This window comes from Pseudoalteromonas atlantica, from assembly GCF_043641955.1.
Classification (GTDB): domain Bacteria; phylum Pseudomonadota; class Gammaproteobacteria; order Enterobacterales; family Alteromonadaceae; genus Pseudoalteromonas; species Pseudoalteromonas atlantica_A.
This window is the reverse complement of sequence record NZ_JBHZRV010000007.1, coordinates 125086-146795: the sequence shown is the minus strand read 5'-3', so window position 1 is coordinate 146795 and position 21710 is coordinate 125086. Positions and strand designations below refer to the sequence as shown.

The window sequence follows — 21710 nt, the reverse complement described above, 5'->3', positions numbered from 1 at the left end:
AAAAAAGGGCCTCGAGGCCCTTTTTTTGTTTTAGCCATCAACGCTCACTGCTTGAAGTGATTCACTTTGGTAGCAGCCTAAAACACGAACATATTGCGTGTGCTGTTTAAGTTGTTCTAAAGCATTTTGTACGTGACCGTCTACTAAGTTTGCTTCTAAATCAACATAGAACACTTCTTCCCAAGGGTTACCTGGTACAGGGCGTGACTCTAACTTCACTAGATTAATGTTGTGCTCTTTGAAAATCATCAGCGCATCTGCCAGTGAACCCGCTTGTTGCTTAGTCGCCATAATTAAACTGGTTTTAGTTGGGATCTGCTTTGAGACTTGTAACGGTTGGCGTGCAACAACAATAAAGCGGCTGTGGTTTTCTTGCTGATTAGCAAGTCCTGATTTCAGTACCTCTAGTCCAACGTGCTTGCCAGCTTGTGCTGAACCAATGGCTGCACTGTTTGGCGTTTCAAGCGCAGATTGAAGTGCGCTCGATGTTGAGTCACACGTCTCATGTTGTATCTCGCCTAGCCCTTGTAAAAAGCGGCTACATTGTGCGAAAGGCTGAGGATGGGCGAAAATTTTACTTAATTGACTCAGTTCGGTATCAGGAGAGGCCAATAAGCAATGCTCTACACTGTGAGTGACTTCGCCAACAATAGAAACTTGCGCGTGCTGGAGTAAATCAAACACTTCATTGATACTACCAGAGCTGGTATTTTCGATTGGGAGCAAACCGAAATCCGCTTGGCCGCTTTCAACTTTCCCTGTTATTTGTTCGAAACTAATGCAACCGAGTTCTACTAACTTACCTGGGCGGCGGCTAAAGTATTTATGGCATGCCAGTTGACTGTATGTTCCTTGGCCTCCAAGGTAGGCCACGCGATGAGTTTCATTCATTGCACCAGGATTTAGGTTTTTTTGCAGCATTGCTTGCTGATTTAACACTGAGTCTTCCAAAATAGTTTGAAAAACATTATTAACATAATAGGCATCTAATCCGAGTGATTTACCATAGCCTATCAGTTTCTCGAGCAAGGCTTGCTCTCTTGCCTCATCACGGATTGGTTTATTGTTTGCTATTTTATATTCTACAACGCCATGGCTAATACGACGTCGCTTGGCAAGTAATACAAGCAGGTCTGAATCAATTTCATTGATGTCATGTCTGAGTGTGTTTAATACATCATTTGTCATTTGGGTTCCTCATTCCAAAAGCTACCAATAGGGTAGTAAAAACAAAAAAGCCTCCCAGTTGGGAGGCTTTTGCTATTCGGTTGATTAAATCTCGCAAACAGGTAAGCCTCTTTCATCTAATAAAGAAAAAGAAGCTAATAAACGTAAATGTGAAACGCGAGAAATGTATATTCATTCCTTAAATGTATGTAGACTGATCATTAAAGTCAACACTCTATTGTGTTTAATAACGCTTTCGTACTGCTTTATTCTCAGATTTAAGTTTTTTTGTGAATATTTACAAAAAATTTATAAATCTAAATAGGGATCTGGTATATTTCTGAGTGTAGATTCAAATAATAACAATTATTAATAAATAAGGTTGGATTGTGGTGTATAGACGCCCACCATCACGTTTTGGTGTTAACTCATTAAGTATGAAACTTTCGCTGCTTATATCAGCGATTTGTTTAATTGCTGGTATTTGTGCAGCTGCATTGATGCTCAAATCTGAAGAAAAACAGCTGGTATTTGAAGAGCATGAAGTATTAAAGCTTTCAAGTAATCGGTTAAATCAGCAATTTAATAATTTAGTGAAAACTAAAATTAATATTGCCGAGCAAGCAAATAGAGTTGTAATCAATCAGCTTTTTTATAGCTCGTCACAGTTGGCAGATAACCAAGATGCGGTGTTAAGTTTTGAAGCTGATGGCAGTATTCGTAGCTCTTCTAACGATGGCTTTTCCGCCGCGTTTTTACCTCAAAAAAATTACTCACCATTTTATAAAAAATTACTTCATGACTCTGAGTCGCTTTGGAAAATACTTTCACCTACGCTTATCGAAGACTTCTCAAACTTCTATTTAATCACCAAAGATAACTTTATCCGCATTGCACCATCAAATTGGGCGTTAAGTGTTGCCGGTGATCATCAATTCACTAAAGACAGTAATTTTAACTACGCACAAGAAGCGCAAAACCCCACACGCGAAGCGGTCTGGTCTAATGTATATTACGATGAGATTTCGCATAAATGGGTCATCAGCATTCTTGTGCCTATTTATATTAATAATGAATTTCTCGGTGTGACTGGGAGTGATTTAGTGTTAGATACGTTGATCTCTCAACTCCCTATTGGTGATAACGATCAGCACCTCTTTGTGTTTGACGGCCAAGGTCAATTGCTTGCACACCCTAAGTTGACTAAAAATAAGTACGAAGACTACGGACAACGCGGCAAGCGGCTAAATAGTAACGATTTTGTTAATGCAGACTTGCAAGAGCTTATTAGCCAAACAATTAAAATGAAGTTACCAAAAAATGCGGATTCTTTTATTCAAGATGGTGAAACGCACATCATAAATATCCGTAAAGTAGAGCATTTAGATTGGTATATCGGAATATATAAGAAACGTTCTTCGGCATTATCTGCGTTACAAGAGCTAAAGGTGAAGTTTTTTGGGCTGTTTATTCTATACGCCATTCTTGTTGCTTTATTGCTTCATCAAGCACTGTATCAGCTGGTGCTCAGACGTATACATTCATTAGTTCATGCAGTAACCAGCTTTGGTAAAGGTCATTTGCAAATCGAATTTCCGAAAGAAAATAAAGATGAAATAGGCACGCTTAATGGTTCTTTCCGTGACATGGCCGTTGAAATTCGTAAGCTTATTGATGGTCTAAATCAGCGCATTACGGAAAAAGAAATTGCAGAAAAAGCCGCAAATCGACTTTCTAAGGCTGTATCCTTTTCTGGTACAGGGGTTGTGATCACCGATCATAATTTTGTGATTGAATACGTAAACCCGAAGATGCTGGAAATGTCCGGTTTTGAGGAAAGCCACTTTTTGAATTCAGCCTTGCTGAGTATTGTGGCTGAAGAAATGGCGATATTAGTCGATGATATTGATATTGATCTTCGTAGCCGTAATTACTGGCGGGGTGATACCTTAATTCAAGGACTAAACAAACCACCAATTTGGGTATCTTTGAGTATTTCACCTATACGTGAAGACAGTGGAGAGATCACTAGTTACGTTGCATCTGCGCAAGATATTTCGTTTGTTAAAGAAAGCCAAAGAAAAATGGAACAACTGGCTTACTTTGATACTTTAACCGGGCTGGCAAACCGTACATTTTTTAGAATGCAGTTACGTAAATCTATGGCGCTTGCTGAGCGTGGTCATTATGCATTTGCATTGTTTTATTTTGATTTAGATGAATTCAAACGTATTAATGACACATTAGGGCATGATGCGGGTGATCAACTTCTGGTTGAAGTAGCTAATAGATTGAAGAAACGCCTGCGTGCTGAAGATACTATATCGCGATTGGGCGGTGATGAGTTTGCCGTATTGCTCAGTGGGATTGAACACCAAGATCATGCAACAGAAGTGGCTAACACGATTCAAAAAACCCTCAACGAACCTATTATGTTGGGCAACAATGAAGTGATCATCAGTGCCAGTATTGGTATTACTATGGCGCCGTATGATAGCCAAGAAGAAGACCAATTACTGAAACATGCAGATTTAGCCATGTATGAAGCTAAAGCAAAAGGACGCAACACTTACCACTTTTATAGCCAAGAGTTAGATGCAGCTGCAAATGAGCGTTTATTTATTGAAAATGAATTACGTAGTGCTATTAAAGAACGTCAGTTTGTTTTGTATTATCAGCCACAAGTTGATTGCAGAACAAATCAAGTGGTTGGCTACGAAGCTCTGATACGCTGGTTCCATCCAACAGAAGGTATGATCCCACCGACCAAGTTTATTCCTATTGCAGAGGCAACAGGTTTGATTGTTGAGCTTGGTGCTTGGGTACTTGAGGAGTCGTTTGAATTTGCAGCAAGGCTTGCAGCACAAGGTCGTGAAAATAACATTTCGATCAATTTATCGGCTCGTCAGTTTAAAGACTCTAAACTAGTGCCTTTGCTGGCATCGATGATTCAAAAAACGAATGTAGCTGCAAAGAGCTTACATTTAGAATTAACAGAAAGCATGTTAATGGGGAATGTTGAGGCTGCAATAACACAGTTACACCAGTTAAAAGATCTGGGCGTGTCTATTTCTATTGATGATTTTGGTACGGGTTACTCGTCGTTAAGTTACTTGAAACGTTTCCCTGTTGATATCCTTAAGGTTGATCGCTCCTTTGTACAAGATATACCTGAAGATTCTAACGATATGGAAATTACTGCGGCGATTATAGCCATGGCACAAAAGCTAAAACTTGATGTAGTCGCTGAAGGGGTTGAAACCATTGAGCAGGTCGAGTTTTTACAAAATAATAACTGCTTTATTGTGCAAGGCTATTTCTATAGTCCACCTATCCCAGAGCGAGAGTTGCCTAAGTTATTTGATAGGCTTAGTAATCTGAGTAAAAGGCACTAGTTTAACTTGTTTGGTTAACTAAATAAGTGCTAATACCCTTGTTAATCTGAGCACCAGCTAACAGCTTAATGTTAGCCAGAGCCTTTGCGCTGTATTGCACAAGTACAATAAATAAAAACAGCATCTAAGTGCCGTTTTTATTTAACTGCTAAGCTGATTGATTACAGCTAACCAATTGCTGGGATAAGTCCTGCCATTTGCATTCCTTGCGCGCTGATAATAAGCACTCCACACAGTGCAGCAAGCACTAGTCCAACATTTCCACCGATCACAGTGTAACCTATATGCGCTTGCTGGCGTTGTTTATACACCATAGCGACAGGTAAAAATACCGCTAATACAACCAGTGCAATAGCTGCGTAACCTAACGCCATTATAAAACCCTGAGGATAAAAAAGTGCAAATCCTAGAGGAGGAATAAACGTAATAAGAGCCGTTTTAATGCGATCTTTACTTTTATCACCTTTTTTAAATGTATCGGCAAAAAAATCAAACAACCCTAAGCTCACGCCCAAAAATGAAGTGGCTAATGCTAAATCAGCAAATATATTAACAGCAGAAGCGACGGCAGAATTGTTAGCAATATTAGCCATGCTCGCAACAAAACCTGGCAGCCCAGTACTTGTTAGCAGCTCACTTTGGCTCATGATCCCTTGGCTAATAAGTTGCCAAAAGATATAAATAGCGAGCGGTAATGAAGCACCTGCGATCATCACACGGCGCAGTGTTTTTATATCGAGCCCCACATACTTAACAATCGAAGGAATAGAGCCATGAAAACCGAATGAGGTAAATACAACTGGAATAGCGGATAAAATGAGGCCTTGCTCAATTGGCATTTCAAGTAAATGCTTTCCATGTACATAAGGCGTAAGCATGTAAAATAAACTGGCAAGTACAACAATTTTAACGGTAAATAAAATTCTATTAAGTTTATCTACTTTACTTGTTCCTAGTGTAACAACAGTACCAATGATTAATGCAATAATGACAGAGCCAACTTGTGGAGCGATATTAAGGTTAAGGCCAGTATTAATCTTTTCTTGTAATTGCGCGCCGCCACCCGCTATATACGCAGCACAGAGTGCATAAAACAAGAACATCACCGAAAAGTTGGCAAGATACTGTCCGCGTTTGCCAAGCCATGACTTTGCTAACGTGTTTAACGTGGCTTCACGTTCTGCATGTTGATGTAATTCAAGCATAAGCAGGGCGGTGTAGGTCATTAACATCCATGTTGTTATAATTAATATAAGTGCAGTACTAAACCCAAGTCCTGCACTTGCTATTGGCAGCGCGAGCATTCCTGCGCCTATCGTGGTACCTGCAACAATTAACATGCTGCCTATTGTTTTATTTTTAAGCACTCTTTTGCCCCTGAAACTTCGTGAGAGGCAAGCAAGATATAACTAGTTGGCGCAAACTTAAATAGTTTTGTCATAAATCAAAGAAAATAAATGTAACCTATGATTTACATGGGCAATACAGATTAAATAATTTAACCGATCATTGAGTGCAAAGTGTTGACTAATTAACCAAATCTGGTACTAATGGTGCTTGCTTATGCAGCTTTATTAATTCAACAAACAAAGAAAATTTAATGCAACTAACTAACCGAGTCTTAACACCGCTTTGCTCATGGCTGATTTCATCAGTGATGCGCTCGTGCATGGATTGCGGTAAAGTATAGTCCTTATATTTAACCGCGGTATAACGCGGTTAGAACCTTTTCCCTCCTGTCGTTGTACCGCTTCCTAAAAGGAATTGTCGGGTGAACGTAAAAGTTTCGTATTTTTTAATGGTGTTGGTCTGGTCAACAACACCACTGGGTATCGTATTTAGTAGCGCAACGGTAGATCCAACTTTAGCCGTGTTATTACGCATGCTGATTGGGCTTGTTTTGGCTGCGTTTGTGGTCGCAATAGCCAATATAAGAATACCTTGGCATAGACGTGCATGCTTTTTATATGGCTATTCAAGTATGGGAATTTATGGCGGTATGTTATTGAGTTATATGGCTGCTCAAACTGTTCCGTCAGGATTAATCTCACTAATATTTGGTTTGGCTCCCATTCTATCAGGGTTGCTTGCGCAGCGTTTACTGAATGAGCCTAAGTTTAGTTTAATAAAAAGTTTAGCGTTGCTCTGTGCGTTATTTGGCTTGTACTTGGTGAGTAAAGAACACATTCAGGGCTCGATGTTACAAATGCAAGGGTTGGTCTATGTAGCTTTAGCTGTGTGCTTCTTTAGCCTTAGCGGTGTAATGATAAAGCGCATACGTATAGCAATACACCCAATGGCAACCACGTTTGGCTCTTTAATTTTTGTGACTCCGCTATTTTTTATTACTTGGTGGTTTTTTGGCGGTCAGCTCGATAGCCAAGCATGGTCAGCTAAATCTATTTGGTCAATCGTTTACTTGGGTGTTTTTGGCTCGTTAGTCGGGGCATTGGCGTATTTTCATGTGCTGCAAAAGTTGACAGCAAGCACGGTTGCGCTGACCACTTTAATTACACCTAGCTTTGCAATCGCGCTAGGGGCATGGTTAAACGATGAACCTATTAGCATACAGCTTAGCGTTGGCGCAGGAATTATTTTGATTAGCTTAGCAATATTTCAATTTGGCGAGGGGTGGTTTTATAAAAAAGGTAAGCTAAATAAGCTTACCTCATAAAAGTTTGATAATTACATTTTCGCGATTTGAATAACCAAGCGACGGTTTTTATCACGGCCTAAAATGTTGTCATTGGTTGCGACATGGCGCTTTTCACCAAAGCCCTGTGTTTCAACCTTTGACTCATCAACCCCTAGACTGACCATATAATCTTTTATTGCCTTTGCGCGCTTTTTGGAAAGTTCAAGATTATTCCAGCGGCCACCGTAGCTGTCAGTATATGAATCAATTGATATAGATGAGATGCTCGTATCATGCTGTAAGTATTCAGCTATTTTATCTAATCGCTTTTGTGATGACTTAGTTAGCTTGCTCGTATTTGGTTGATAATTCATTATCGTGAATGAAATATCCTCGAAATTATAAGGTAATAACTCATCACGGCATTGTAAAAAAGCCCAATAAGCTTGTTTAAAATTAATACTTGAAAGGCCTACGGCAATTTTATCGGCACTATTTTGCCAGTCTTCATAATAAAAAGTGGGATGGTAGCCTTTTTCAAGCTCAGTAAGCATTTCCCATGCGGTTTGGTTACCCAGTTCACCATCAAACTTACGTAGTAGTTTCATGTTAGCAAGGTCACGAGCTGGACGGCCTGCTCGCCAAGTAGGAGGCACAGCCTTGAGACCTGCCACACTGTAACTATCAGGTCTTACAACCATATCTAGATTGAATAGCACATCTTTATTCTTACTGGCATTTGCACTAAAGATAGCTTCGCCATAGTAGGGAACTTCATGATTTAATTGACATTGTAGTCTTGTTGTCTTTACGACATGCCATTGAGATGTATCAGCATTGGCGCTGTATTGTCGCATTGCAGCTGTTGCTACGCAGCTTGAAAATAGGGCAATTGTTGTGATACCAACAGAGAGTAATGATAATTTCACAGTAGTAGACTCCAACAATAAATTACTTTGCAATTACGCCTGTCAATACTTTGGCTACTCAGCAAGCTTAACAGTTACCCAAAGCCTTGTATTAAGTATGAACATGAATATAAAAGTATCAAGCAATTTATGTGCCCATAATTTTATCCTTTAATTAATACTTAAACCCCCTAGCCTAGTGGGCATCAACTTTGTCATAATAGAAGGCTTACATTCATAAACCAAGAAGACTATGGCAAATACTGAACAAACACTTTTCGCAAAACGTTTCCGTGGCTTTTTCCCTGTTGTGATAGATGTTGAAACAGCGGGCTTTAACAAAGAAACTGATGCGCTACTAGAAATTGCTGTATCTATTTTAAAGATGGATGACGAAGGGTTGTTGAGTATAGATCACACCGTGCATTTTCATGTTGAGCCCTTCGAAGGGGCTAATATTGAGCAAGCCGCAATTGAATTTAATGGAATTGATCCACATTCACCTCTTCGTGGTGCGGTGCCAGAAGATGAAGCAATAAAAGAAGTTTGTAAGGCGGTGCGCAAAGCTCAAAAAGCGGCAGGGTGTCAGCGATCAGTTGTGGTTGCCCATAATGCGGCGTTTGACCATGGCTTTTTGAATGCAGCTATTGAGCGAAATAATATCAAGCGCACGCCGTTTCATCCTTTTGTTAGCTTTGATACTACCTCGCTTGCAGGCTTAGCACTCGGGCAAACTGTTTTAGCAAAAGCGTGTCGTGCAGCAGGAATTGAGTTTGATAACAAACAAGCTCACTCTGCATTGTACGACACTGAACGTACCGCTGAGCTTTATTGCTTAATAGTTAATCGTTGGCAGCAGCTTGGTGGATGGCCACTCGCTGAAGAGGCAAAAGAAGGTAGTGAAGAAACTACATCAGAAGACTCAGCCGTTAAAACGACTGAGTAATCTTTCCTTCGCTCATCTTTACTAAATGAGGTGGGTAAATACGCGAAAAGTTTTTCGAATCTTTAGCTATTTTGAGCTCTACGCCAGGGTGCATGAGCTCATTAACCTTAACCCTACTAATAGACAACAGTTGTGTAATTTTTTGCTTAATTAGGTGCTTTTTGCGTTTAGTATTAGCAACTTTAATGTTTATTTGTTCTTCACTGGCCGTAATTTTATCGAGCAGTAATTGCCTTTTGTCAGGGAATGGGATTTTAATGGCTTTTTTTCGAGCTTGTTTAAGCGCTGCCGATTTTGTAGTTAACAGCTTTTCAAAGTCACTAACCTGCACTTGCTTTTGACGCAAGTCATGCCAGTTTTGAGCCAGATAAATACGTGTTTTAGTGCCTGATGGCGCACCTAACTCACCTGTTTCAATTCGCATCGCATTTAAAACACTTCCGCCTATTATTTTTCCGCGTGGGTTATTTGCTTTGCCAACTCTAATCAAGCGACGTGCGCTTAAATCACAATGCAATGCTTGGCGTTCAATAAATAAATCTTGTTCACCTTCGACCGAGCAATATTGTGCGTATCCAATTGAAATTGTTCTGGCTGCTTTGATTTTACAACTAAATGCTTCATTATCTTCACGTTTTCTACCAATAGCACCTTGCATTACGGTCACCGCACTTGCACTTTCAATAGTACCAGATTCAACAAACCCTAATACAGTAACGTCACCGCTTGCACGGACTTGCATGCCATCTTTAATATCACCGCTAATAATAACACTGCCGTCAAAATCAACATGACCCGTACCAATATCTACGTTATCGAAGCACAGTACATCATCAACACGCATACCTCGTGGGAGTGCCACCGGTACACCTTTACAATCTGCGATCAGAATGTTTGAATTATCAGGGTCTAATTTAGTACCTTCAAAAGGCTGCAATGGTAAATCTTTGCCAGGGCAAGCAGGTATTGAGTCACCGAACACAGTATAACCATCTTCGCCATTGGTTGCTGCGACTCGTTGCATCAGCGGCGTACCCGGCTTCACTGTTATAATTGCACCTAAGTTGCGCATATCGACCTTGCCGCCTCCTTTCGCTTGCGGGCTTAGAACTCTGTCTTGTGCCGTTGAGCATAAACGTACAAACTTAGCATCTGCACCTTCTTTAGGGCGACGGCCATGAGCAACAATTGCTGAATATGAAACACCGGGCGACTTTTCGAATTGTTGACCCAAAAACGAATCAAGCGCGCGAGCACTTACACCTTGTACAACACCCGCTTCTAACAGTGCGTCACGAGCTTTATCCACAGACATTATCTCACCACCACGCGCTGTGGTAAGGGTTGCTTCTGCAACCATATTTTTTTCGTCAATTTTTATACTGATCGAGGCGTCAACAGCCTTTGCTATGTGAAGAGAGTCATTACCTAATCCATTACTAGGAGAAAATAACTTTCCTATATTTGCAGTAATTACTTCGTAATCAGCGAATTGAGATTGTTCAAATAATTCTATTAATTGTGAGCCTGTGACAGGAAAGCCACTCTTTTTAGGGTGCTCGGCAATAGACACAAAACCAGATTGTGTATCATGGGTAAACAGCGACATTTATGACTTCCTATAAAACTATGCCTGTTTTTATTATCATTCACCACCAAGGTGTAATACTAAATGGCGATTATGTATGCTATTTGAGCACAAGAAAGGCGTTATGTTAAGTAAATGTTCTAATTATTTTTCCTAAAATAAAAACTTATTTACAAATTTACCTGTAATTAATTATAAATAAAGCACTTTTACTAAAATAAAGTTGTTAAGAGTCTTGAGTATCGCCGCATTAGTCAGTTATACTGCTTGCACACTCTGAATGAGTTTACTAATTCAGGGGCTGATTAGGATTCGACGGAATTCAAGAAGCCCGAGGTGCATGTCGAGGTGCGGTTTGCCTCGTAAAAAAGCCGCAATTTAAAGTAATCGCAAACGACGATAACTACTCTCTAGCAGCTTAGGCTGGCTAGCGCTCCTTCCATGTATTCTTGTGGACTGGATTCTGGAGTGTCACCCTAACACCTGATCGCGACGGAAACCCTGGCCGGGGTTGAAGCGTTAAAACTAAGCGGCCTCGCCTTTATCTACCGTGTTTGTCCGGGATTTAAAGGTTAATTAAATGACAATACTAAACATGTAGTACCGACGGTCGAGGCTTTTCGGACGGGGGTTCAAATCCCCCCAGCTCCACCAATATCGGTTTTTAAATTCGTTTGTTTAAAAACCCAAAAAAACCCGCAACTTGAGTAATCAAGTTGCGGGTTTTTTTATGGGATTTTGAGGACCTAGGGTGCAGTTGTAGTAAATAAAAAGGCGACGTTTAATATCGTCTTATTATGTCTTTGGTAAGGCGTTAGTATTTAAAAAGACCCAGTTTTTCGACAATGCCTTTTTCTAGCTCATTTAACTGCTTTATTGTTCCGTCAAGTTGCTCAGCCTCTTGAGCCAATGATTTTGCACCATGATTTATTTTTTCCATTGTAGATAAAATACCTTCAGTGGTGCACGTTTGCTGTTCTGAACTTGCGGCAATTCGCTCGTTCATGAGGTTGATTTCGTCGACTTGCTCTGCAATATTATGAAAAACATGTTGGCTTTGTTCATTAGCTTGAATTACTTGGCTGCTAACGTGTTTACTTTTTTGTGATGCTTGTACGCACTCACTGGCGTTGGTTTGCAATGCGCTAATGATGCTCTCAATTTCAGAGGTTGAATGGTACGTTTTACTTGCCAGTGCGCGTACTTCGTCTGCAACCACTGCAAATCCGCGACCAGATTCACCCGCTCTTGCAGCTTCTATAGCGGCATTGAGGGCAAGTAAATTAGTTTGTTCGGCTATATTTTTTATTACATCAAGGACTTGGCTTATTTCACTGCTTCTGCTGTCAAGTTGTTCAACTACACTCGATGTATGATCTAACTGATTTTCAAGCTCGTGGATCAGTGTGCTGTTGTTACTCATGCTTAATTGGCCGTCTTGGCACAGGGTTTGTACTTTTGTGGTTTGGTCGGCAGTTTGTGTTGCGCCAAATGCAATTTCTTTTGTGGCTTCACTTAGCTGACTAAGGGATGAAGTAGCAGCATCAGTTAGTGCATATTCTTGCTCGGCTTCGTATTTAGATCTCACTGTGGCTTCGTTTACAGAGCCTGCAATAATCTCTAATTCAGTGGCTGTTTTACCAAGGCTGGCAATAATTTGTTGTACTTCATTTATAAAGCGATTAAACCCTGCAACTAAGTAACCAATTTCGTCACTCGATTGATAGTTAATACGCTGAGTTAAATCACCACCGCCACGCACTAGTTCATCAACTAGTTGGTTTACACCAACAATAGGTTTAATAATGATAAAGCGACACACGTAAATAATTGTTACACCGAGTAGTAAAAATGAAATCGCTAAAGTAATTACCATGGTTTGAACTGCATTGAAAATACCTTTATTGAGTTCATTTTGGCTGTATTTTATGTTTATTGTGCCAATTTTTTGTTCTGAAACAGATAGGGGTAATTGATGAGCGATCACGTTTTTTGCACTGACAAGTTGCCCCACGTTGCCTAAAAGCTTATTACGATGATCAACCACTTCAATATGCTGAATATTATGGTTTTTTGCAAAAGCATTAATAATTTGTGCAATCAGAGGCTTATCGTAGGAGAAAACAGGCTCAGCTAAAATAACGGTTAATTGTTGATCCAATGCGGTGATGTTTTCTTGCCATTGCGCTGTTTCACTATTTTTTAGTAAGTAGTAGTTAACACTCACAACAAAGCCAAATATGATAACGAGACAAATGCTCAGCGCGACAGTTATTTTGTATTGTAATGATTTCATTGTGTAGTTGTACTCTCATTAAGTGGGTCAAACCAAAGCTCTGTGCGAGACAGGGGAGTCATTGAGCTTAAATTAGGGTTGCTTAGAGGGATAATAATACGTTGTTTTAAATTGGCTTTTTGCAAAACCATTTGTACTTGGCTATCGCTAAAAAACATGCTGTTAAAGCTACCATCTTCAATCATTTGATTTAGCGATTGCGTCAGTTTTTGCGCAAGTTGCGCGTTTTCTTTGGCAACAAAGAAATACAATGGTGCGGTGTATTTTAATAACACATAGGGATCTACGGTTAGATTTAGCTCTTGGTGATTAACTATTTCATCCCAGGGCTCATTTACACCACGAGGAAAGTAATCGAAACGACCACCTTCAAGCATAGGGAATAGATTTGGGTACTTTAATGTGGTGACTACATTTAGGCCATTTTCTTTTAAGATGGTGGTATCAGGCCACGTTTTTCCTTGGCCAGCACGAAACCTTTTTAAATCAGCTATGCTACTTACGTGCTTAAACAGCTCTGCATTTTGTTGAGTTACGATTGCTAAGCGCATCCCTAGCAGTCCTCTAAAAAGTGGGATGTATACTGCTTGGTAATCTTGCTCCAGTGATTGTGAAGTCATGCTCCACATTACATCGAGCTGGCCTATCTTGACATCATTTAAAATGCGGGCATTTGATATGTCTTTATCACTTTCATAAGGATGAACGTAGTCTAAGTTGGCCTTATTTAGCGCCTCTTTAAGTAGTTTATGCGGCAATGATGTATCGCCAGAATAGCTTTGCAATTTAATGGGTTCTGCAACGTTTAAAAAACTCACGCAGAGCAAAAAAGTTGAGAGTAAATAATACATAATTACCGTGTTGTTATAATTGTGTGAATTACAAACTACGGTTGTTTTGGTGGCAGCTCAACTGTTTGTTTTATGCATACGTATTCAGTATTTTGGCAAGCTAAAAAACTACTTGGTGATCATTATTGCGATATCTGTTTTGTAATCATGCTGAAGTAGACTAATACGAACCGTTTTACCTTCGATAGAGTAAAATAAAGTTGAATTACTTGCGTAACTGCGATTTAAATCAGGTTCGCCAAGTTGTTGGTTATAAAATGTGACAATATCAGGAATAGGCTGCGCAGAGTAACCTGTTTGTACCATTGGGTATTTATTATCAACATGCATTGTTAATTTGTAGTCTGCTGGAACGGGCACTAAGCTTAAGTTTGCGGCGCTTGGCCATACTGTAAATGCCAGAGCAGCACACATGAAAGTTATTATGTTTCTCACAATTTTTCCTTATTAATTAGATTTTCGCTCGCTATCAAGTGAGGCTACATACGATTAAATTTTATTACGTATTAAATCGCGGACAATAAACCGTGCAGGGTGAATTGCTTGGCTAACTCGCTCACTCATAGGACTGGGCTCGCCACTTAAATGGCTAACTAAGTGCTCTGCTACTAAAGGTGCGCTGCATAAACCGCGGGCACCAAAGCCGGTTAATATATGTAAGCCCTGTTGAGTCTTATTTAGAGGCTGATATTGATACCGCTTACCTTGGCGCAGGTTTGCAAATGCTTTAGTGTAATCAACTTGCTCTGCCCATTCTCCCGCCATAGGGAGATGATCAATAAAACTGCACCTTACTGCCGCTTTGGCGTCGCTGATATTACCTAAGCTTGTTGCAAATTCGCAGTGACTATAAAAATTGAGCAGTTGTTCTCGGTTTGTTTTATTATCTTGCTCGGTAACGTCGCGGCTTTTTGAGTTTTTTTCAAAGGTTGCACCCATACAATGATGCCCTAAATAGGCGGGAGTAAAGTAGCCTTTGTGGCACAAAACCGTTTTAAGCTTATCAGAGGCTGGGCTTGCCTGTACATGCGATACTTGGCCGCGTACACCAACAATTGGCAATGCTGCTGTTTGAGCAAAACGATCGCTGTGTTCGCCCGCACAGATAATCACATCTGAAAAAGGACCGTATTGTTTTTCCCTACTTTTTAATAACCACCCATTGGGTGTTTTTTCAAGTGCATCGATATCACAGTTAAGGTGGCTGTTAATGTTTGCCAATGCCGCTGCTTGGTTAAAAAGCGCCTTTACAAGCTGTGGTGGATTAACCCAACCAGCTAAAGGGAAGTGTATTCCAGCATACCCGGCTTCAATCCCCGCGATATCATTTGCTTGTTCGGCCGTCACAGTATGCATCAACTCTTTTGGCCATAGCTGTTTCGTTTCAATATTTTGATGGCGCTCAGCTAATGGTTGCTTTATGGCATGTTGCAACACACCACACCACTGATGGTCGTAACTATAGCCATTATCAGTTAACTGTTGATACAAACGTTTGGCATATAAAAAACTGTGCGCAAAGAACTCGCTGTGAGGTGAGTTTTTTGCTTGTAAATGTGGATAAACGGCACCTTGTACATTATGGGATGCGCCCATTGCCAATTGTTCATCCTGGCAAAATAGCTGACTGTTTACACCTCGTTTAGCTAAGCTATACATTATAGCGCTGCTAGCAATACCGCCGCCGATGATGGCAACATTGGTCAACGCACTGGCATCGTTTGCATAGTAGGGAGGGGCTGAATGCGATTTGTTTGACTGCTCCAGTGTGCCTGTCAGCATTTCTCGTTTGCGGCCAAAGCCTTTGGCTTTTTTCATTTCAAAGCCTGCCTCAGCTAACCCCCTTCGGACAAAGCCTGCGGCTGTAAACGTTGCTAAAGTGGCGTTTGAGCGAGAAATATCAACCATTAGTTCAAATAGTTGTTGTTGCCACATATCAGGGTTTTTACTCGGTGCAAAACCATCTAGATACCATGCATCGACTACTCCTGCATGTGAATAACTCATGTTATTTATAGAGTCTTGTACATCACCAAAGTATAAATCAAGAATTATGCGGCCATTATCAAACTCTAGGCGGTGGCATCCGGCTAAATTAATGGGGTAGTGCGTAAGTAACTGGTTACTATAATGGGCTAAGTCAGGCCATGCTTGCAGTGCTTGGGCAAGGTCTGCGCGTTTTAAAGGGTATTTTTCAAACGAGATGAAATGTAAGCGGTTTACCGTTTTACCCTGTTTTGTGGGAACTTTATTTTGCTCAGGTTGCCTATTAGCAAAATGAGCGTTAAATTGCAGCCACGTATTGAGAAAGTTTAGCCCTGTGCCAAAACCTGTTTCAGCAATAACAAAATGTGGCCGGTCATGATTTTGTAATCGGGCTGGGATATTATTTTGTTGGTAAAACACGTAATCGGATTCAGCTAATCCATTGTCGTTAGAAAAATAGACGTCGTCGAAGTTATCCGCAACAGGAGTGCCTTGGCTATTAAAGTGAATATCAGCGTGTTTTATCATGGCCTGCAATTAATTAATGTGTACTTTTTTTAATTATTTTACGTGTTTTCTTTGAAATAGTCTGGCGTTATTTATAAGCTATGCATTCAGAGTACATGTGTACGCTAGAAAGCTGACCACTTAGTTATAAAATTCAGCGTAAAATAGATCACAATTTAGTATCAAGCTAAGGTAATTACCCATGAGAAGAGCCGTTATTACGGGCATCGGTGTTGTATCAAGCATCGGCAACAACAAAGAAGAAGTATTAGAATCGTTAAAAACTGGTAAAAGCGGTATTGCTTTTAACCAAGAGTTTGCAGATTACAAGTTACGCAGTAATGTATCTGGTAAAATTGATATTGACGTTAAAGAGTTTGTTGATCGTAAAGCTATGCGCTTTATGGGCGATGCAGCTGCTTATTCATATATCTCAATGGCACAAGCAATCGAAGATGCTGGCCTAAATGAAGAGCAAGTTTCAAATGAGCGCACAGGTCTTTTAGTGGGTTCAGGTGGTGGTTCATCAAAATGGCAAGTAGAAGCGGCTGACATTTTGCGTGAAAGAGGCGTTAAACGTGTTGGCCCATACATGGTACCGCGTACTATGGCGAGCACGACTTCTGCTTGCTTAGCCACACCGTTCAAAATTAAAGGTGTAAACTATTCAATCAGTTCTGCGTGTGCAACTTCAGCGCACTGTATTGGCCATGCTGTTGAGCAAATCCAACTTGGAAAACAAGATGTAATTTTTGCCGGTGGTGGTGAAGAGTTGCATTGGACCCTAGCGATGGAATTTGATGCGATGGGTGCACTTTCTACTAAATATAACGAAACGCCAGAGCAAGCATCTCGCACGTACGATGCAAACCGTGATGGTTTTGTTATTTCTGGCGGCGGCGGTATTGTTGTTGTAGAAGAGCTAGAGCATGCCCTTGCTCGTGGCGCGCACATTTATGCTGAAATCACAGGTTACGGTGCGACTTCTGACGGTTATGACATGGTTGCTCCATCAGGCGAGGGCGCGGTACGTTGTATGCGCCAAGCAATGCAAGATGTTGACGGCGGTATTGATTACTTAAATACTCATGGTACATCTACTCCAGTTGGCGATGTAAAAGAGTTAGGCGCTATTCAAGAAGTATTTGGCGGCAATTCACCGATGATCAGCGCAACAAAAGCAATGACAGGCCACGCACTTGGTGCAGCTGGTGTACATGAAGCTATTTTCTCTTTACTAATGCTTGAGCACGGTTTTGTTGCTCCTTCAATAAATATTGATGAATTAGATGAGCAAGCTGCTGGCTTAAATATTGTAACCGAGCGTAAAGACGTTGAGCTAAACACAGTTATGTCTAATAGCTTTGGTTTTGGTGGAACGAATGCCACACTCGTAATGAGTAAATACAAAGGTTAAATTAACCTAAACTATTTTCGAAGCCGAGCAAAATGCTCGGCTTTTTCGTTTGTGTAACAAGGTAGTTGTTCGTTACAATATTACTTCTTACTGGTAACCGAGCTCATGAATGAAAATACTTGCTGATCAAAACATGCCTTTAGTTGAACAATATTTCGCTGAGCTAGGAAGTGTAGAACGTTTTGATGGCCGTTCTTTAAAGAGTGAACAGCTAATTGATGTTGATGTGCTTTTAACGCGCTCTGTTACACACGTTAATGAGTCGCTATTAGAAAAAGCTAATAAACTTAAGTTTGTTGGCACCGCTACAATAGGTGTTGATCATATTGATACCGATTTACTTAATCAACGAGGCATTACATTTACCAGTGCCCCAGGTTGTAATGCGGTGGCAGTTGCTGAATATGTATTAAGCAGTATGTTTGCTTTGATGCAAGAAAATGCATGCACACTTGAAGGCAAAACGATTGGTATTGTTGGTGTAGGCAGTATTGGCAGTTGTTTACGTGAAAAGCTTTCTGCATTAAATGTCACTGTTTTACTGTGCGATCCACCTAAGCATGATGCAGGTCAATTAGACGAACACTGTGATTTGGATACACTTCTTGCACAATCAGACATTGTGACTTTTCATGTGCCATTAGTAAAAGCCGGTGAGCATAGTACGCTTCATTTAATGGATAAAGCGCGTTTGAAGGCCCTAAAAAGTGGTATTATTTTGATTAATGCCAGCCGCGGTGATGTTATTGATAACCAAGCTTTACTTGAGGTTATGCAAGATGGTGCAAACCTGGATTTAGTTATAGATGTTTGGGAAAACGAACCCACAATTTTAACTGAATTACTTGATTATGTGCGCTTTGCCAGTGTTCACATAGCAGGCCATACCCTAGAGGGTAAAGCACGCGGTACACAAATGCTGTATCAAGCATTGTGTAATTTAGAAGGACTTACAGCAAATAAGTCTTTGGCTGATTTTTTACCTAAACCCAGTGTTACAGATGTCTCATTGCAAGACACATTTAGCATTGATGATCTTGGCCAGTTGATACACCTAGTTTATGACGTGCGTCGTGACGATGGCATTTTGCGTCGTCATTTAGCACAAAAAGGTTTTGATAGCTTACGAAAGAACTACCCAATTAGACGTGAACTTAACACTGTAAATATTAGTGGAGCGAGAGCAAATATGTCGATGCTCTCAGCGCTTGGGTTTAACATTTTAAACAGTGGCCATGACGGCGGCTGTTCTTAGAGGAATAAATATGTCACAGAAATATAATGTTGCCGTATTAGGCGCTACAGGCCTAGTGGGTCGTCAGATAATTGAAACTTTAGAAGATCGCAAGTTTCCTGTTGATCAACTATTTTTATTAGCAAGTAGTCGTAGCGCAGGCGAAGATATTAAGTTTCGTGGTGAAAATATTGAAGTGCAAGATGTAGAAGGCTTTGATTTTAGCCAAGCTCACATAGGATTATTCTCAGCTGGTGGCAGTGTGTCTGAAAAGTATGCGCCAATCGCAGCAGATGCAGGCTGTGTGGTCATTGATAATACATCACACTTTAGAAATGACTTTGAAGTGCCATTAGTTGTGCCAGAAGTAAACGCAGCGAGTCTAGCCGATTTTAGAAACCGCAATATAATTGCCAATCCAAATTGTTCGACAATTCAAATGATGGTCGCGTTAAAACCTATTTATGATGCTTATGGTATTGACCGAATCAATGTATCTACATATCAAGCGGTATCTGGTGCAGGTAAAGAAGCGGTTGATGAGTTAGCTAAACAAACTGCGAACTTAATGAATGCACGTCCAATGGAAAATGAACTATTCCCTAAGCAAATTGCGTTTAATGTTATCCCACAAATTGATACATTCGAAGAAAATGGGTACACACGTGAAGAAATGAAAATGGTAAACGAAACCCATAAAATTTTGGGTGATACTACTATCGCGGTTAACCCAACGTGTGTAAGAGTGCCGGTATTTTTTGGACATTCAGAAGCCATCAATATAGAAACACGTATGCCATATGATTTTGAGCACATCAAACAATTGCTAAATGATGCTCCTGGGCTTGAGCTAATTGAAGATGCAGGGGATTATCCAACACCCGTTTCAGATGCAAGTGGAAACGATACGGTTTATGTTGGCCGTTTACGCCAAGATATTTCACATCCACATGGACTTAATATGTGGGTTGTTAGTGACAATACTCGCAAGGGCGCAGCGACTAACAGCGTACAAATAGCTGAAGAGCTAATTGCTAATTACCTCTAGTCACACTTTTTAAAGCGGCATATTTGCCGCTTTTAACTTTTAACTGCCAAATAATTGCCGCATCATGGCTAAAAGCGTATAAACTTAACTACAACAATAAAAATCTCTGCCAGCGTAAAAAGTTTAAGCTATTTAGTATCAAAGTCTTGTAATGGAAATTACAATGTAACTGGTTTATAGTTTGCGAATGGAATAAAGCTTGCAGGAAAATCTAATTAACTATTTATGTGCGCTATTTCTGTAAGTAATAGCCAATGTTTAAGCGCTAGTTAATAGTGCTGCGTTAACATTTAAACATTAAAGGATCAGCATGCGCGGTTTAGCAATACTTCTTTTATTAGCGTCTGCATTGGTGGTAACACCAGTCTACAGCCAAGATGGTGGCCAGCTTAAGGGCCCTAAAGGCGTTGACTATGGCGTTCAAGGTCGATCTATAGGCCCAATTAGACCAACAGACACGCTGTGGCGTATTGCTGCAAAGGTGCGCCAAGATAATTCTGTTAGTATTTATCAAGTCATGCAAGCTTTGTATGAAAAAAACCCTAACTCATTTTTAGATCAAAACCTCAACCATATGCGTGATGGCGCATACCTGAAAATCCCTACACTTGCTGAAATCCGTAGCGTTAACCCTGAGCTTGCAAAACAACGCTCGGAGCAAGATGATGAACTGTGGGAAAAGAAAAAAAACGGCACATTAACTAACAGTGAAATTGTTGCATCGCAAAAAAAAGTAACACAAGCACGCAAGGTTGATGTTGATGAGGCAAAGCAAGAGTTAAAAAATGAAATAAACTCGATAAAAACAGAACAAGGCACACAACTTGTCGAACTACAGGACCAATTTAAATCCTCAGTTAAAAATGTTGAAGAGATTTTAGTTGAAAATAATAAGCTCAAAGCACAGCTGACAGGCATTTCAAAAGAACTAGAAAATGTGCGAAACCAGCTAGGCCAAGATAGTGAGATCCAACAACAGCTTAAAGAACTTATAGATAAACAAAATGAGATCATAGAGCAGCAAAAAGCAAAAAAGCTAGAGGAGGAGAGTGAGTTTGATTTTGGCGCGCTGCTAGAAAACCCATTTGTCCTCATTCTATTGATGACAATACCCGCATTGTTAATCATTTTTGCAGTGGTTATGTTTTTGCGTAAACGCGCAAACCAAAAAGAAGAAACCAGTGATGATGAAGAGTTTTTGCCACAAAGCCCTGTGCAAAGCGATGAACCAGATTTAGGCCCTTCACTTGACCCAATTATTCCAGACCCAGTAGAAGACGAACTAAATGATTTGAGTGTGCAGCTCGATGACGACCTTGATGATGACATGCTGCCGGATAACGACGATATTATATTCGATGATAATATTGACGATTCATTTGAAGAGGGCGACAGCTTATTAGGCCAAGACGAACTTGATGGTTTACTTGGTGATGACATCGTTTTTGATGATGAACAAACCAAAGATGAAGATGATGAAGTTGATGTGTTTTTACAACAAGACTTCGATCAAACAGATGACAGCTTATCTGATGACATCGACTCAGCGGATAACGATGGCGATATATTAAGTGCAAGTGACCTAGACGACTTATTTGCAAATGACGACGATTCACCTGCTGATGGAGCACAGTTAGAAAGCGCTGAAAAAGAGTCAGCCGAACTAAGCGAAGAAGATGATGACTTTGATATCGACTCGCTTATCGATGATGCTGCACAAAGCAATGCTGAA

The 21710-nt window shown here is 40.4% G+C and carries 15 protein-coding genes and 1 other RNA gene; 8 read left to right on the top strand and 8 right to left on the bottom strand.

Features of this window, described 5'->3' with window-relative positions; translation table 11 throughout:
* Nucleotides 1–30: 30 nt before the first annotated feature.
* Nucleotides 31–1188 (bottom strand): chorismate mutase, encoded by a 1158-nt coding sequence (locus ACHUE3_RS14500; RefSeq protein WP_394193086.1) that lies wholly within the window; start codon nt 1186–1188, stop codon nt 31–33.
* A 368-nt stretch (nt 1189–1556) separates the two neighbouring features.
* Here ACHUE3_RS14500 and ACHUE3_RS14495 point away from each other — a divergent pair, with 368 nt between their 5' ends.
* Complete coding sequence (locus ACHUE3_RS14495; protein WP_394193085.1) at nt 1557–4562, top strand: bifunctional diguanylate cyclase/phosphodiesterase; 3006 nt, start codon at nt 1557–1559, stop codon at nt 4560–4562.
* Between the two features lie 167 nt (nt 4563–4729).
* Here the strand turns inward: ACHUE3_RS14495 and ACHUE3_RS14490 are convergent, their stop codons facing one another.
* The gene (locus ACHUE3_RS14490) at nt 4730–5929 is read right to left on the bottom strand and encodes an aromatic amino acid transport family protein (RefSeq protein WP_394193084.1); all 1200 of its coding nucleotides are present in this window, start codon (nt 5927–5929) and stop codon (nt 4730–4732) included.
* A gap of 404 nt (nt 5930–6333) precedes the next feature.
* On the opposite strand from ACHUE3_RS14490, the gene ACHUE3_RS14485 reads away from it, so the two are divergent.
* Entirely contained in the window at nt 6334–7236 is a 903-nt protein-coding gene (locus ACHUE3_RS14485; RefSeq protein WP_394193083.1) for a DMT family transporter, read from the top strand.
* Nucleotides 7237–7247: 11 nt separating this feature from the next.
* On the opposite strand, the gene ACHUE3_RS14480 is transcribed toward ACHUE3_RS14485, so the two are convergent.
* Nucleotides 7248–8126: a flagellar protein MotY gene (locus ACHUE3_RS14480; protein ID WP_394193082.1), complete on the bottom strand. Its 879-nt coding sequence runs from the start codon at nt 8124–8126 to the stop codon at nt 7248–7250.
* A gap of 232 nt (nt 8127–8358) precedes the next feature.
* Here ACHUE3_RS14480 and rnt point away from each other — a divergent pair, with 232 nt between their 5' ends.
* On the top strand, nt 8359–9051 hold the full coding sequence (gene rnt / locus ACHUE3_RS14475; RefSeq protein ID WP_394193081.1) for a ribonuclease T: 693 nt from the start codon (nt 8359–8361) through the stop codon (nt 9049–9051).
* Here the strand turns inward: rnt and ACHUE3_RS14470 are convergent.
* Nucleotides 9035–10660 carry a DUF342 domain-containing protein gene (locus ACHUE3_RS14470; RefSeq protein WP_394193080.1) on the bottom strand — a complete coding sequence of 542 codons (1626 nt, stop codon included), beginning with the start codon at nt 10658–10660 and terminating at the stop codon, nt 9035–9037. The genes rnt and ACHUE3_RS14470 overlap by 17 nt on opposite strands.
* Nucleotides 10661–10936: 276 nt before the next feature.
* Here ACHUE3_RS14470 and ssrA point away from each other — a divergent pair.
* Nucleotides 10937–11293, top strand: a transfer-messenger RNA (tmRNA) gene (gene ssrA, locus ACHUE3_RS14465).
* A 160-nt stretch (nt 11294–11453) separates the two neighbouring features.
* Here the strand turns inward: ssrA and ACHUE3_RS14460 are convergent.
* From ACHUE3_RS14460 to mnmC, 4 genes are all read right to left on the bottom strand, one after another.
* A complete protein-coding gene (locus ACHUE3_RS14460; RefSeq protein ID WP_394193079.1) occupies nt 11454–12935 on the bottom strand; it encodes a methyl-accepting chemotaxis protein in 1482 nt (493 codons plus the stop codon).
* Entirely contained in the window at nt 12932–13753 is an 822-nt protein-coding gene (locus tag ACHUE3_RS14455; RefSeq protein WP_394193078.1) for a hypothetical protein, read from the bottom strand. The genes ACHUE3_RS14460 and ACHUE3_RS14455 overlap by 4 nt, the downstream gene beginning before the upstream one ends.
* A 141-nt stretch (nt 13754–13894) precedes the next feature.
* Nucleotides 13895–14221 (bottom strand): hypothetical protein, encoded by a 327-nt coding sequence (locus ACHUE3_RS14450; RefSeq protein WP_394193077.1) that lies wholly within the window; start codon nt 14219–14221, stop codon nt 13895–13897.
* A 54-nt stretch (nt 14222–14275) separates the two neighbouring features.
* Nucleotides 14276–16300, bottom strand: coding sequence for a bifunctional tRNA (5-methylaminomethyl-2-thiouridine)(34)-methyltransferase MnmC2/FAD-dependent 5-carboxymethylaminomethyl-2-thiouridine(34) oxidoreductase MnmC1 (gene mnmC, locus ACHUE3_RS14445; RefSeq protein WP_394193076.1), 2025 nt, complete (start codon nt 16298–16300; stop codon nt 14276–14278).
* Between the two features lie 181 nt (nt 16301–16481).
* Here mnmC and fabB point away from each other — a divergent pair, with 181 nt between their 5' ends.
* From fabB to ACHUE3_RS14425, 4 genes are all read left to right on the top strand, one after another.
* The gene (gene fabB, locus ACHUE3_RS14440; RefSeq protein ID WP_394193075.1) at nt 16482–17696 is read left to right on the top strand and encodes a beta-ketoacyl-ACP synthase I; all 1215 of its coding nucleotides are present in this window, start codon (nt 16482–16484) and stop codon (nt 17694–17696) included.
* Nucleotides 17697–17805: 109 nt separating this feature from the next.
* The gene (locus ACHUE3_RS14435) at nt 17806–18951 is read left to right on the top strand and encodes a 4-phosphoerythronate dehydrogenase (protein ID WP_394193074.1); all 1146 of its coding nucleotides are present in this window, start codon (nt 17806–17808) and stop codon (nt 18949–18951) included.
* A 10-nt stretch (nt 18952–18961) separates the two neighbouring features.
* Entirely contained in the window at nt 18962–19978 is a 1017-nt protein-coding gene (locus ACHUE3_RS14430) for an aspartate-semialdehyde dehydrogenase (RefSeq protein ID WP_394193073.1), read from the top strand.
* 310 nt (nt 19979–20288) lie between these two features.
* On the top strand, nt 20289–21710 hold a 1422-nt coding region (locus tag ACHUE3_RS14425), incomplete at its 3' end, for a FimV/HubP family polar landmark protein (protein WP_394193072.1).

Coding starts and splice junctions, on each gene's coding strand:
- fabB (WP_394193075.1), top strand. CDS start 16,482: ATGAGAAGAGCCGTTATTACGGGCATCGGTGTTGTATCAAGCATCGGC.
- ACHUE3_RS14430 (WP_394193073.1), top strand. CDS start 18,962: ATGTCACAGAAATATAATGTTGCCGTATTAGGCGCTACAGGCCTAGTG.
- mnmC (WP_394193076.1), bottom strand. CDS start 16,300: ATGATAAAACACGCTGATATTCACTTTAATAGCCAAGGCACTCCTGTT.
- ACHUE3_RS14500 (WP_394193086.1), bottom strand. CDS start 1,188: ATGACAAATGATGTATTAAACACACTCAGACATGACATCAATGAAATT.
- rnt (WP_394193081.1), top strand. CDS start 8,359: ATGGCAAATACTGAACAAACACTTTTCGCAAAACGTTTCCGTGGCTTT.
- ACHUE3_RS14470 (WP_394193080.1), bottom strand. CDS start 10,660: ATGTCGCTGTTTACCCATGATACACAATCTGGTTTTGTGTCTATTGCC.
- ACHUE3_RS14435 (WP_394193074.1), top strand. CDS start 17,806: ATGAAAATACTTGCTGATCAAAACATGCCTTTAGTTGAACAATATTTC.
- ACHUE3_RS14460 (WP_394193079.1), bottom strand. CDS start 12,935: ATGAAATCATTACAATACAAAATAACTGTCGCGCTGAGCATTTGTCTC.